This is a genomic window from Kurthia populi, assembly GCF_042686175.1.
GTDB lineage: Bacteria > Bacillota > Bacilli > Bacillales_A > Planococcaceae > Kurthia > Kurthia populi.
This window is the reverse complement of sequence record NZ_JBHUOR010000121.1, coordinates 1-13,218: the sequence shown is the minus strand read 5'-3', so window position 1 is coordinate 13,218 and position 13,218 is coordinate 1. Positions and strand designations below refer to the sequence as shown.

Annotated in this window: 10 protein-coding genes; 6 read left to right on the top strand and 4 right to left on the bottom strand. The window is 37.4% G+C overall.

Annotated elements, in window-relative coordinates; translation table 11 throughout:
• Positions 1-58: 58 nt before the first annotated feature.
• The 4 genes from ACFSY7_RS13875 to ACFSY7_RS13860 all read left to right on the top strand — a co-directional run bounded on the left by ACFSY7_RS13875 (position 59) and on the right by ACFSY7_RS13860 (position 5,861).
• Entirely contained in the window at positions 59-3,091 is a 3,033-nt protein-coding gene (locus ACFSY7_RS13875) for a DNA translocase FtsK (protein ID WP_380148236.1), read from the top strand.
• Between the two features lie 245 nt (positions 3,092-3,336).
• On the top strand, positions 3,337-4,638 hold the full coding sequence (gene murC, locus ACFSY7_RS13870) for a UDP-N-acetylmuramate--L-alanine ligase (protein ID WP_380148235.1): 1,302 nt from the start codon (positions 3,337-3,339) through the stop codon (positions 4,636-4,638).
• Positions 4,639-4,860: 222 nt separating this feature from the next.
• On the top strand, positions 4,861-5,340 hold the full coding sequence (locus tag ACFSY7_RS13865) for a DUF948 domain-containing protein (RefSeq protein WP_126988991.1): 480 nt from the start codon (positions 4,861-4,863) through the stop codon (positions 5,338-5,340).
• A gap of 20 nt (positions 5,341-5,360) precedes the next feature.
• Positions 5,361-5,861, top strand: coding sequence for a YtxH domain-containing protein (locus ACFSY7_RS13860; RefSeq protein WP_380148234.1), 501 nt, complete (start codon positions 5,361-5,363; stop codon positions 5,859-5,861).
• Between the two features lie 56 nt (positions 5,862-5,917).
• Here ACFSY7_RS13860 and ACFSY7_RS13855 read toward each other — a convergent pair whose 3' ends face one another.
• Positions 5,918-8,065 (bottom strand): cell division protein FtsA, encoded by a 2,148-nt coding sequence (locus ACFSY7_RS13855; protein ID WP_139992661.1) that lies wholly within the window; start codon positions 8,063-8,065, stop codon positions 5,918-5,920.
• Positions 8,066-8,265: 200 nt separating this feature from the next.
• Between ACFSY7_RS13855 and ACFSY7_RS13850 the strand changes: the two genes are divergently transcribed.
• Entirely contained in the window at positions 8,266-9,351 is a 1,086-nt protein-coding gene (locus ACFSY7_RS13850; protein ID WP_126988988.1) for a bifunctional 3-deoxy-7-phosphoheptulonate synthase/chorismate mutase, read from the top strand.
• 119 nt (positions 9,352-9,470) lie between these two features.
• Positions 9,471-10,469: a catabolite control protein A gene (gene ccpA / locus ACFSY7_RS13845; protein WP_126988987.1), complete on the top strand. Its 999-nt coding sequence runs from the start codon at positions 9,471-9,473 to the stop codon at positions 10,467-10,469.
• Between the two features lie 45 nt (positions 10,470-10,514).
• Here the strand turns inward: ccpA and ACFSY7_RS13840 are convergent, their stop codons facing one another.
• Genes ACFSY7_RS13840 through ACFSY7_RS13830 form a run of 3 tightly spaced genes read right to left on the bottom strand, consistent with a single transcriptional unit; the run spans position 10,515 to position 12,965 of the window.
• Positions 10,515-11,696, bottom strand: a complete 1,182-nt coding sequence (locus tag ACFSY7_RS13840; protein ID WP_380148233.1) for an acetoin utilization protein AcuC — start codon at positions 11,694-11,696, stop codon at positions 10,515-10,517.
• Complete coding sequence (locus ACFSY7_RS13835) at positions 11,672-12,313, bottom strand: CBS and ACT domain-containing protein (RefSeq protein ID WP_126989050.1); 642 nt, start codon at positions 12,311-12,313, stop codon at positions 11,672-11,674. The genes ACFSY7_RS13840 and ACFSY7_RS13835 overlap by 25 nt, the downstream gene beginning before the upstream one ends.
• A 16-nt stretch (positions 12,314-12,329) precedes the next feature.
• On the bottom strand, positions 12,330-12,965 hold the full coding sequence (locus ACFSY7_RS13830) for a GNAT family N-acetyltransferase (RefSeq protein ID WP_139992655.1): 636 nt from the start codon (positions 12,963-12,965) through the stop codon (positions 12,330-12,332).
• Positions 12,966-13,218: the final 253 nt, after the last annotated feature.

Below are 13,218 nucleotides of genomic sequence, written 5' to 3'. Positions count from 1 at the left end.
ACCTGTGTATTTATTATTGGTAAAATGAAGGGAATTCAATTGGAAGTGAGTGATTGACATGAGTTTCTTTAAAAAACTCTTTAAGAAAGATGATAGTGAAGAACAGCAAGAATATTACGAGGATCGTCGTGACTATATAGATGAGCAACCCTATGAGTATTATGAAGAGCCACAAGTAGAACAAGCTTATCAAACATATGATATGCCGGAAACAGCTGTAGATTTCCAGAAGGAAAAAAAATCACAGCAACAACCACCGTTAGAGGATGTCTATGCAGATGTGTATGATATGCCGGAAACACAAAGCCCATTTTTCCAAGAGCAAGCAATGCCAGTTCAGGAGCCTGTTTATCAAAAGCCACCTGCAGATTTTTCACCATTTGGTCAACAACCACAAGGATTAATAAGAACTGTGAAACGTATTAGTAGAGAGCGATATAACCCATTTACAGAAACAGGGGTAGCGCCGGAAGTAAGAAAGCCCAGAGTACAACATGTCGCTCATATAGAACAAAAACCAAAATCTCGTCCGCACCCTGTGCAGCAACAACCACAAGTACGTCAACAGGAACAGACACCTCCACGTGAATTGTATGTAGCACCGAAACAAACATTTAGCGAAGAAGAACCTGTGAAGAAAAAATTCGAGCCAATGGATGTACCGTCACCTATTTATGGTTTCCAAGAGCCACCAAAACGTCCAATTGTGACAGTTGAGCATATTGAAGCGCAACGTGAATTGGTACGTACGATTAACGATAAAAAGCCAGTTGAAATAAAATCTTCTGAAGATATTTTGAATCAGGTAGAACTTCGTCATGCAGAAGAAAAAACAGTTATGGATATTGCAGAGCCGATTAGTAAAGATGTAGAAAATATCAAGATTGTTTCAACACCGATTTCAGAGCAACAAAATGAGTATAATGAACCAAAAAAAGTAGATGAAGTAATGATAGAAAAGGAGCCTACGATTACAGAACAACAATCACCAGTTATTGTTGAACCTGAAGAAGTCGTTGAAGAAATTCTAGAGGCGCCTCAACAAACATTAGAACAGGCAATGGAATTAATGGAGCAAGGCATTGAACAACCTGTAACAGGTGGTCAAATACCATCTTTAGAACAAGCAATCGAAGAAGAACTTACTGTAACAGAGCGTGAAGTAGAAGAGCTACCTGTGGTTGAGGCTATTAAAGAATTAGCTGAAACAATTGAAGAAATTGCACCAAGTGAACAGGTCGAAGCAGTTATTGAAGAAACAGAGGCAACACTTATGTTAGAAGAAGCGGATGAAACCGTTCCAGAAAGCTTTTTAAACCATGTAGAAAAGGCTCGTCCATTTAACGTTGTATTATTACCTTCTGAAAAGAAAAAAATGCGCCGAGGAGAAAAGGCAAAGGAACTTGAAAAGTTGATTCCAGCTTCTCCGTTGCGCCCGACTGTTACGCTTAATTCATATAAAAAAGAAGTAGATACTTCTACTAATGAGGTGTATCCCTCCACAGTCACGCAAATAGAAGACACCCTTTGTACAGAGCAGCCAGTACAAGAACCACTTACAAACGAGAAAGAAACGGTCTCAACAATTATTGAAGATTTGAATAATGTGAAGGGGACAGCTCCTTCAATGGGAGCCGTTCAACTTGTGATGGAAGAAAAACCAGAAGTTTATGTGAAACCAGATACATTGCATGCGATGAGTTTTTTAAATCCACCAGTTGAACAACGTGAAGATAAGGTTTGGATGGATATGCAGGCCGAAAAATTAGTGCAGGCACTGAAAGATTTCCAAATTGAAGCAGAAATCGAAAATGTAACACAGGGTCCTACTGTTACGCAATTTCAGTTGAAAGTTGGTCATGGTGTAAAGTTAACAAAAATTACAAATTTAGCAGATAACTTAAAATTAGAATTAGCAGCACATGATATTCGTATCGAAGCACCGATTCCAGGAAAAAGTTTAGTAGGGATTGAAATTCCTAATGAAGTGAAGCGTCCTGTACGCTTATCAGAAATTACAGAGACAGAGCAATTCTTACAATCAAATGCGCCGCTCGAAGTTGCATTAGGTTTAGATTTAACTGGTCAACCTGTGACTTTTGATTTAGCAGATATGCCACATGGATTAATTGCAGGTTCAACCGGATCTGGTAAATCTGTATGTATTAATTCCATTATTATTAGTTTACTCTTGAAAGCTAGTCCACAAGATGTAAAATTGATGTTAATCGATCCGAAAATGGTAGAACTAGCAGTTTATGAAGATATACCGCATTTAGTGAGTCCAGTAATTACGGATGTGAAGGCAGCGACTGCAGCGCTAAGTTGGGCTGTAGAAGAAATGGAACGCCGTTATGAGCTACTCCATGAACACCGTGTTCGCCATATCTCACGCTATAATGAAATGATGGAACATAAACGAGCGTTTGCACAAAAAATGCCGTATATTGTCATCGTTATTGATGAATTAGCCGATTTAATGATGCAAGCGCCACAAGATGTTGAAGATGCCATTTGTCGCTTAACGCAAAAAGCACGCGCCTGTGGTATCCATTTAGTTGTGGCGACACAACGTCCATCTGTGGATGTAATTACCGGGTTAATCAAATCGAATATTCCAACACGAATTGCCTTTGCGGTTGCTTCAAATATTGATTCGAGAACTATTTTGGATTCGCAAGGCGCTGAACGTTTATTAGGACGTGGTGACATGCTGTACTTAGCAAGCGGTACAAACAATCCAACTCGTTTACAAGGAACGTTCGTAACAGATGAAGAAATTGAAGATGTAACGGATTATGTGCGTTCTCTAGGCGAACCACGCTTCCTTTTTGAACCAGAAGAATTAGTGAAGAAGGCGGATCGTTTAGAAAAACAGGATGACCTATTTGAAGCGGTATGTCGTCATATTGTGGAGCAAGGGCAAACATCGACATCATCTATTCAAAGTCATTTTAATATCGGTTATAACCGAGCGGCACGTATGATTGATTCGCTTGAGCAAATGAATTACATTTCGGAATCACGTAAAGGTAATAAGAAGCGAGATGTCTTCTTGACAGAGAGCGATGTATTCGAATTATTTGGTTAATCTTTATGAAAAATGAAAATAGTTTATATTGAAAAACGTTTTGTACTTAAAAACATTAATTCGTGCTATAATATTTAATGTTTTGAATGACAAAGAATCGGGCAATGAATGTAGGCCTAACTATGCATGACAACTTTTTCAAACGAGAGGGCTTGCTTGCACTTTTGCAGGAAGCGACCTAACTATAGGCCAGCAGTTTATTAATTGAAGGGGAAGGGAACTTTTCCGGGAGGTTTCAATCAAATATGACATTTTATCACTTTACAGGTATTAAAGGATCTGGCATGAGTTCACTAGCTCAAATTTTATTTGACTCAGGTGAACAAGTACAAGGTTCAGATATCGACAAACATTTCTTTACAGAGGATCCTTTGCGTGCACGTGGTATTACAATTTTACCGTTTGATGCAGCTAATATTAAAGAAGGTATGACTGTTATCGCAGGAAATGCGTTTCCTGACGAACACCCTGAACTTGTGCGTGCACGGGAAATAGGTGTCGAAGTTGTACGTTATCATAAATTCTTAGGTGAATACTTAGAAAAATATACGTCTGTAGCAATCACAGGTGCACATGGTAAAACCTCTACAACAGGTTTAATGGCACATGTACTTGCTGGAGATCAACCAACATCTTATTTAATTGGTGATGGTACTGGCGGCGGTGCAGCAGATGCACAAAACTTTGTTATGGAAGCATGTGAATATCGTCGTCACTTCCTTGCATACCACCCAGATTACGCAGTCATGACAAATATTGACTTTGATCATCCTGATTATTATTCAGATATTGAAGACGTATTCTCAGCATTCCAACAGATGGCACTGCAAGTCAAAAAAGCTATCATTGCATGGGGCGATGATAAAAATCTTCAGCGTATTCAAGCGAATGTACCAGTTATCTATTATGGATTTGGTGCAGATAATGATTTTGAAGCACGTAATGTTCAAAAATCAACAGAAGGCACAACATTTGATGTTTTCGTTCGTAATGAATTTTATAGCACATTTACGATTCCAATGTTTGGTGACCACCATGTCTTAAATACATTAGCAGTTATTTCTTTATGTCATTACGAAGGAATTCCAACAGACACTGTTCAAGCACGTTTACACACATATGAAGGTGTAAAACGTCGCTTCACAGAAACAAAAATTGGTGATCAAATTTTAGTCGATGACTATGCACATCACCCAACAGAAATTAAAGCAACAATTCAATCGGCACGTCAAAAATATCCTGATCGTGAATTACTTGCAGTATTCCAACCACATACATTTTCACGTACACAAGCATTCTTAAAAGATTTTGCAGATGCATTAAATCTTGCAGATTGTGTATACCTATGTGATATCTTTGGTTCTGCACGTGAAAAAGCAGGGAATTTAACAATTAATGACCTTGCTGATTTAGTGAACGAACATCACATCTTGCATATGGATAATATTGAAGAACTCGCGAAACATGAAAAAGCAGTATTCTTATTCATGGGTGCTGGCGATATTAATAAATATCAAAAAGTATTTGAAGAGCTATTACAAAAATAATTTTGAAAGGAGCAACTATTTAATGTTTGCTCCTTTTTATTTTCGGCAATAATCTAAACAAGTGCTTTTTTAACTGTGTAATGCAAACGATTTTTAAAAAGCGTTTTCCTGAAATACTAATATTAGTGGCAGGAAATCCAAAATGTTTGTAGAATGTAAAGAGTACAGGTTTATTCTACATTTATTTGTGGGAAAATATGTTAAGACAGAGGAGGGATTTTTGTGATTATTATTTTATACATCGCAGCAGCAATCTTCGCTATTGCCGTGCTTATTCTTTGTATTTCATTAGCAATGACATTGAAAGCACTTAATCCAACGTTGAAAAGCATTTCTACAACAATGGAAGGCATCGAAGGTCAAATGCAAGGTATCACAAGAGAAACAACATTATTATTAGAAAAAACGAATACATTAGCGGAAGATGTTCAAGGAAAATCGCAACAATTAAATTCTTTAGTTGGTGCGGTTAAAGGCTTTGGTGATTCAGTACAAGGTTTAAATAGTACAGTTCAAGCGGTCACTTCTTCTATCGAAAATAATGTAGCTAAAAACAGCGACCAAATTGGTCAAGTTGTACAATGGAGCAGCGCATTAATGGGTATTCGCTCTAAATTAAAAGAAGATAAACAAGCAAATGTTGTTGTCGATGAATATCCAGCAGCAACAAAACCTAAAAAGTCATTATTTAAACGTAAGTAATTTTAAGGGGGATGCATAGCATGACAGCAGAAAAGCCGAATTATAACGAAGTAAAAAATCAGTACTTACCACAGCCGTATGCAAATGCGGGAGAGCTTTATGAAGATTCTAGTAGTGTGAACGGGAAAGATTTTGTTATTGGCGCCTTAGTAGGTGGTATTCTTGGCGCTGCTGCCGCATTACTGTTAGCACCAAAAGCCGGAAAAGAATTACGTCAAGATGTATCTACACAAGCAAGTAGCTTAAAAGAAAAAAGTGCTAATTACTCAACAACTGTAAAAGAAAAAGCAACAGATCTTTCTCAAAAGGTTCAAGAGCAATCAGCTAAAGTTGTAGATAAAGCGAAATCGTTAAAATCTCAAACAACACCGCCACTTGATGATGGAACGGTTTCTTCAGAAGGCGAAGAGCCAATCGAAGAAATTTTAGATCGTACAGTGACGGAAGTTGAAGATGAGGAAAAGGCATTTGAGGATAGCGTATTTGTAAATCCTGAAAAGCAATTGCCACCAAAAGAATAATTATTTTGATACTAAAAAAGCAGGAATCCCAAATTGATTCCTGCTTTTTATTATGATTAAACGGTAGGGATCAATTCAATTGCTAATGTATCGCCACCGAAAATAGGGGCATCGAAGTTTACAGCTTCACCATTGCGTAAAATGTTGAAAGTTCCTTTAAAGGCAATAGGTAATTGCCAATCTGAAAAACGGAAAATATCATTATAATGCCAACCGCTTTGGTCAAGTGTAATAAATTGTAGACTATCACCAGAAGTTAAAATGGTCTGCGCATTGGCTGGCTCTCGATTTACAAGCACATCAATAATCGGTTTAGAAAGCATTAGCTCTTCTCCTTGAAAGCGTACATGAATCGTATTGTATAGCGTAAGATGGACATGTTGTGAAATAAAATCGACTGTTGGATTCGTATGTGGTTTGAGCGTTAGCACATCGCCATCTTGAATCGGATATTGTTTTTTCGCAGGAATGCCATTTAAAAGTAGTTCATCAGACAACGCTGGAAATTCAATTGATTGATGATCTATGATAAGTTTGAATGGCTGAACCTGTTCTAGAACGGATGATTTATCAATCGTATTTAGTGCATCTTCAATCGTTTGTAGCGGTGTACACGTAATCACATCGCCATCTTGCACGCTATAGTGCAAGTTTGTCATTATATTGTTATTTACACGAATCGTTGACTGTAGTTCGTATATTTCATCAAATGCTGTAATTGTTAGCGGGGGAGTAGTCTCAATTAATTCATTTAGTGAAGCATGGCCCACTGCACCGTTTTCTCCTTCACGAAGTTCTAATATGTCACCATTTTGAATTGGATGCTTCATCGAAGCAATCTTACCATTAACTAAAATCGTCGTTGGACTACCTAGTTCACCAGGAATAAGAATTTGTTGGCCATTAACTGTTACAGCTAAGCCAAGACCGGGTTTACCATATAATTTCTTAGCTTGTACATTTGCAGCTAATAGCGCATCTGCTACAGTCATCTCTTTCACTTCAAATAGTCGGACCGTTTGTCCATTGACCATTACAGTTACATATTTAATTGGTGAATGTTCTGCTGCAATCGCAATGCCAATTGGTGTGACAAGTTCAGGTGAACGCGTCGTGTTATCTGTATTTAGTAAAGGAATTGCATCGATGCCACGTACAGCAACACGATTTAAGGGCAACTCCAGGCGTTCTGCGAGTTCTTTTTCTAAAAGTGGTGTAAGAGAGCCTCCCCCAACTAATAACACCGCTTTAGGTGCTCTATTGCTATTTAGGTGCAAAATTTCATTTGTGATGCTTCCTGCAAGGTTTTCAATTGCTGGTTTAATATGTTCGATAGCTTCCGCGCTTGCAATGATTTGCTCAAACCCTAAAATATCTGCGATTTTTACAGTATCCTTTGTTAGTAGCTCACGTTTGATTTTTTCAGCGACAGGAAAATCGAGCAAATAATGATCGCATAATGCCTCTGTAATTTCATCACCAGCGGTAGGCACCATTCCATAGGCTACAACCGTATTGTCGTCTGTAATGGCGATATCAGACGTTCCTGCGCCAATATCAACAAGGGCAACATTAAGACGACGCATTGTAGCGGGGATAAGGGCATTGATTGCTGCAATTGGTTCAAGTGTTAAACCATTAATTGTCAAGTCAGCTCGTTTTAATGATGCAATTAGTGATTCAACAACGACGCGAGGTAAAAATGTAGCGATAACTTCAATTTTGATTTCTTCACCTTGTTGGTCAATGAGACTGCCGATTTCTTGATCGTCAATATAATAATGAAGTACCGAATACCCTACACAATAATAATGTGATGCTATCTTTCCGTCTTGATGATAAATCAACTGTTCTTGCGCATTTTGTACGGCTGCAAGCTCAAGGCGATGAATATCATCTTCCGTTAAAGCTGCATGTTTTTTAATGTTTAATAATGCGCTACCAGATTCGGTTTTTAATGAACGCCCGGCAGCGGCAACATTAACATGAGTTAATGGTCCATGACTTTCTTCCAATTTTACTTTAATATGTTGAATAACTTCAGCTACATGCAATACATTATGTATTTGACCATCGACCATTGCACGTTCTTTATGTTCTTCAATTAATAAATCGGCAATAGAGTAATGAGAATCATCCCTTTTTTCTAAAATAACACCAACAACAGAACGAGTGCCGATGTCTAATGCGAAAATTTTTTTCATCGTTTACGCAAACATCCTCTCTAATATTCAGAAAATTTCTTATTTTTCAACTACAATGCTTTTTTGCGTTGAAGCGTTAAAGAAAAAATACGTGACATTTTCAAATGAATTGATTATACTGACTATAATATCTAAAAATGTAACACACATTTCAGTTTGCTGAAAGTATCTGATATGTGGAAGAAGGGGGAAAAACGGTTATGAGTCATCAAAATTTAGAAAGCCTACGCAACCGTGTAGACGAACTAAACCTTGAAATTTTACGTTTAATTAATGAACGTGCAGAGGTAGTAGAAGAAATTGGTCAAGTAAAAGAGAAGCAAGGTGTCAACCGATTTGATCCTTTACGCGAACGCCACATGTTAGATCTTATTAAAGAAAATAACAAAGGCCCACTTTCACAAGGAACAGTGAACCACCTGTTCAAAGAAATCTTCAAAACAGCTTTAAAATTACAAGAAAACAATCAAAAGAAAAAATTATTGGTATCACGTAAAAGTAAGCCAGAAGATACAATTGTTACAGTTAACGGTGAACCAATTGGTGAAGGTCTTCCATCATTTGTATTTGGCCCTTGTGCAGTAGAGTCTTATGAGCAAACAGAAGCTGTGGCAGCAGCTGTAGCAGGAAAAGGCTTAAAATTAATGCGAGGCGGTGCTTACAAACCGCGTACATCACCATACGACTTCCAAGGTTTAGGTCTTGAAGGCTTAAAAATCTTAAAAGATGTTGGTCAAAAACATGGTTTAGGTATCATCTCTGAAATTGTAACGCCATCTCATTTAGATGAAGCCTTAGAATACGTGGATGTTATCCAAATTGGTGCACGTAATATGCAAAACTTCGAATTATTAAAAGCAGCTGGTGAAACAAATAAACCAGTATTATTAAAACGTGGTCTTGCAGCAACAATTGATGAATTCATTCATGCAGCTGAATACATTATGTCTAAAGGTAATGACCAAATCATTCTTTGTGAACGTGGTATTCGTACGTATGAAAAAGCGACGCGTAATACACTTGATATTTCAGCTGTTCCAATTCTTAAACAAGAAACACATCTACCTGTATTTGTAGACGTTGTTCACTCTACAGGTCGTCGTGACTTATTGTTGCCATGTGCAAAAGCAGCAATCGCAATTGGAGCAGATGGTGTGATGGCAGAAGTACATCCAGATCCAGCAGTAGCACTTTCTGATTCACAACAACAAATGGATATTCCAACATTTGATAAGTTCTACGATTCATTACAAGTATTCATGAAACAATACGAATTAAAAGCATAATAGACTACTATTTATGGGGTGGCGATTCATTTCGATGAATCGTCACTTTTCTTTTATTGAAAACCGCTTTCATAATAGTTTATTATTAAGGTATATAAGTTAAAAGGAGGGTCATGATTGTGACCGTAACTATTTATGATGTAGCACGTGAGGCAAACGTATCAATGGCAACCGTATCTCGAGTTGTCAACGGCAATCCAAACGTCAAACCATCTACGCGTAAAAAAGTATTGGAAGTCATTGAACGCTTAGAATATCGTCCAAATGCTGTAGCGCGAGGATTAGCAAGTAAGAAAACAACTACTGTTGGGGTCATTATTCCAGACATCTCAAATATTTTCTATGCTGAATTAGCGCGTGGGATTGAAGATGTTGCAACAATGTATCGTTATAATATCATTTTATCGAATTCGGATTTAAATGAAGAGAAAGAATTAACATTACTTGATAATATGTATGGTAAGCAAGTTGATGGTATTGTGATGATGACAGAACGTGTAACGGACCCATTAGCTGATAAAATGGGGCATTCGCCAGTACCAATCGTATTAGCTGGTTCAATTGATGAATCAAATCATTTACCATCGGTTAATATTGATTATACAGAAGCTACTTATGAGGCTGTAAAACAATTGATTGAAAATGGCAATGAGCGTATTGCATTTATTTCAGGTTCGTTTAATGCGACAATTAATAAGAAATATAAATACCAAGGCTATGTGAAAGCTTTAGAAGAAGCGGGAATTCCAATTGATGAGGCGCTGATTTTTGACGATGTTTTAACATACGATCAAGGTATGAAAGTGTATAATCATGTATCGAAACTAGCACAGCCTGCAACCGCTTATTTTGTAGGAAGTGACGAACCAGCTATTGGTGTGATTCATGCAGCACAGGATGATGAAAAAATAGTGCCAATAGATATCGAAGTATGTAGCTTTGAAAATTCTAAATTAGCTCGTATGGTACGCCCACAACTTTCAAGTGTTGTATTACCTTTATATGATATTGGTGCAGTATCAATGCGTTTACTAACAAAAATTATGAACAAAGAAGATATTGAAGATAAGCAAGTTATGTTGCCATATCGTATGGAATCTCGTAATTCCACACGCTAATAAAATGCATAAAAAAAGAGGAAGCGTTTAAGCGCTTCCTCTTTTTTATATTTTATGACGCAATGTATAAAGTGCTTTTTCAAGTGTTTGTGCATTTTTTTCTGTAATCTCAGCTCGTCTTGGAATGGCTTCAAACAGTGGAGATGGATCATCCCAAGTCGGAATTAAGGTTACTGGAGATTCAGCCTGCCAACGTGTTAACCATTTTTCTGGTAATGGACCATGTGGCTGCTCAAAGTCACTCATCTCCGTCCATACATAAGACCAAGCTCTAGGAACGACACGCCAAATATCATAGCCTCCACCACCTACAGCAACCCATCGACCATTACAGTATTTGTGTGCTAAATCATGTGCTATGCGAGGAATTTCTTGATAAATTTTCATTGTACAAGATAAATGAGTTAATGGATCAAAGTGATGTGCATCTGCACCATTTTGGGTCAAAATAATATCTGGTCTGAAATCTGCAACGATTTCCTCCATCGCTTCTTTATAACAATACAGAAAAGAGTCATCTTCTGTAAAAGCATCGATTGGAATATTAAAAGAGGTCCCATAGGCTTCCCCAGTACCACGTTCAGTAATTGACCCAGTCCCTGGAAAAAGATAGCGACCTGTTTCATGAATCGAAAATGTGCAAGCATCTGGATCATCGTAAAAGCTAAATTGTACACCATCCCCATGATGTGCATCTGTATCGACATATAACACACGTGCACCGTATTTTTTTTGCATATAACGGATTGCAATTGAGCTATCATTGTAAATACAAAAACCAGACGCTTTGTTTTTGAAGCCGTGGTGAAGACCACCGCCTAAATTAACCGCATGTTGTGCTTTTCCTTGCATAACATAATCACAAGCTGTTAGCGTAGCAGCCACAATACTAGCGCTTGCTTCATGCATATTAGGAAAAATAGGAGTATCTTCTGTACCGATACCAAAAGGTTCACCTTCTGCATTTGTTACATATCCATGACCCGCGCGTTTGACAATATCTATGTAATCCGCATCTAACGCAAGCAATAATTCTTCATCCGTTGTAGTACGTGGAGGAACAATTTGCTGTGCGTTTAGTGCACCAATTTGTGTAAGTAAATCCATCGTTAATTCTAGGCGTTTTTGGTTGAATGGGTGCTCATCTGAAAATTTATACGTTAATTGGGATGGAGAATAGATGAAAACTGCATTTTCATGTGCTACATGGTCGGTAAATTTGGCCATAATAATTCAAATCCTTCCTTGCGCATATCTTCAATAATGGCTTGAGGACTAATGCTTTTTACGCGAATTGAAATGATTTTTTTTGATGAATCATTTGCATCAGGGTATACAAGTAAACTAATAATGCTAGCGCGATGATTTGCACAGATAGTCGTTATCTGGCTTAAAACCCCAATTTGGTCCGCTGTACGTAATTCAATTTGTGAGCTTGGCTTATGGGCTCCTGTTAACTCGATATAGTTATATAAAATATCGGTGTCTGTCAAAATTCCAACAAGTTCACCATGTGAAACAATGGGTAAACAGCCAATGCGCTCTTCAAAAAATAATAAAGCTGTTTCTTCAACAAAATCTAATGGATGGCCAACTAATACTTCTGTGACCATGAATTCTTCAATCAATCGATTATTTAGAGAATTGCGTTCAGTTGTTAAAAGAGAAGACGGCATTGCACGTTTTAAATCTTGCTCAGTAATAAGTCCAACTAAATGGTTCAGATTATCGACAATAGGAATATGCCGAATACGACGATTACGCATTAATTCTTCTGCATCAAATAATGTTTGAGTAGGTTTGAGTGTATATACTTTTTGAATCATCAAGTTTTCCACAAGCATAAAAAACCCTCCTTATTTATGAAGTGCGATAACGATTGTAAAAACGAATACGGTCAAATGCTTCAATGCTTTCTTGAGGTACACGATTGCCGATACGTGCCATTAAGCAATTGGCGGGATGTGCAGTAATTTCAGGGTCATCTGTTGTATATTCAATTAAGCCACCAGTGTTCATCATTTTCTCCATCATTTTACGATAATCCCAGACACTTAACCCCGTACTTTTTAAATCCCAATGCCAATAGTATTCGGTCGTAATTACGATAAAATCTTCTAAAGAATCATCGCTCATGCTAAGACGTACAAGTGCTTTACCAACACCTGAACCACGACATTCTGCTATTACTTCAATAGCTCCAAGCTCTATTAAATCAGGCATTTTAGCCTCGGACCAACGCTCTAAAGGATCAGGATATAAAATCGTTACATAGCCAACAATTAAGTTGTCGAGACGTGCTACAATGATTCTTCCTTCAGGCATTTTTGCGATATTAAGTAATGCTTTAAATTGCTGCTCAGCGGGACGAAATGCTTTTAATCCGGGGTGTAGCGACATGTCTTCTAGCGCTTCATAAGACATAGGACCTTCTAAAATTAATGTACCTAGCCTACTTTCTAAGGTTTGTGAAGCAAAGGTTTTAATGTGTTCCACACGATTTCCTCCTTCTAAAATATTTCTTTTCACATATTATACAGGAATATTTTAGAAAAAAATAATATGAAATAAAAAATAGATGTTTTAACGAGAAAATTTTGACTTAACAATGAGCAGGAATGAATCATTGATAATTACATAAAAATAAAAAGAGGCTGGGACAAAACCCTAGTCAATAAGAAAAGACATTCACGATTTTATTCAAATCATGAATGTCTTTTTTATCTGCTTGTCAGCCGTTGTTCATCGT

What these genes read in the sequence shown, in the direction of transcription:
- ACFSY7_RS13835 (WP_126989050.1), bottom strand. Translation starts at nt 12,313, where the DNA reads ATGCTTGTGGAAAACTTGATGATTCAAAAAGTATATACACTCAAACCT.
- murC (WP_380148235.1), top strand. Translation starts at nt 3,337, where the DNA reads ATGACATTTTATCACTTTACAGGTATTAAAGGATCTGGCATGAGTTCA.
- ACFSY7_RS13875 (WP_380148236.1), top strand. Translation starts at nt 59, where the DNA reads ATGAGTTTCTTTAAAAAACTCTTTAAGAAAGATGATAGTGAAGAACAG.
- ACFSY7_RS13850 (WP_126988988.1), top strand. Translation starts at nt 8,266, where the DNA reads ATGAGTCATCAAAATTTAGAAAGCCTACGCAACCGTGTAGACGAACTA.
- ACFSY7_RS13840 (WP_380148233.1), bottom strand. Translation starts at nt 11,696, where the DNA reads ATGGCCAAATTTACCGACCATGTAGCACATGAAAATGCAGTTTTCATC.
- ACFSY7_RS13860 (WP_380148234.1), top strand. Translation starts at nt 5,361, where the DNA reads ATGACAGCAGAAAAGCCGAATTATAACGAAGTAAAAAATCAGTACTTA.
- ACFSY7_RS13855 (WP_139992661.1), bottom strand. Translation starts at nt 8,065, where the DNA reads ATGAAAAAAATTTTCGCATTAGACATCGGCACTCGTTCTGTTGTTGGT.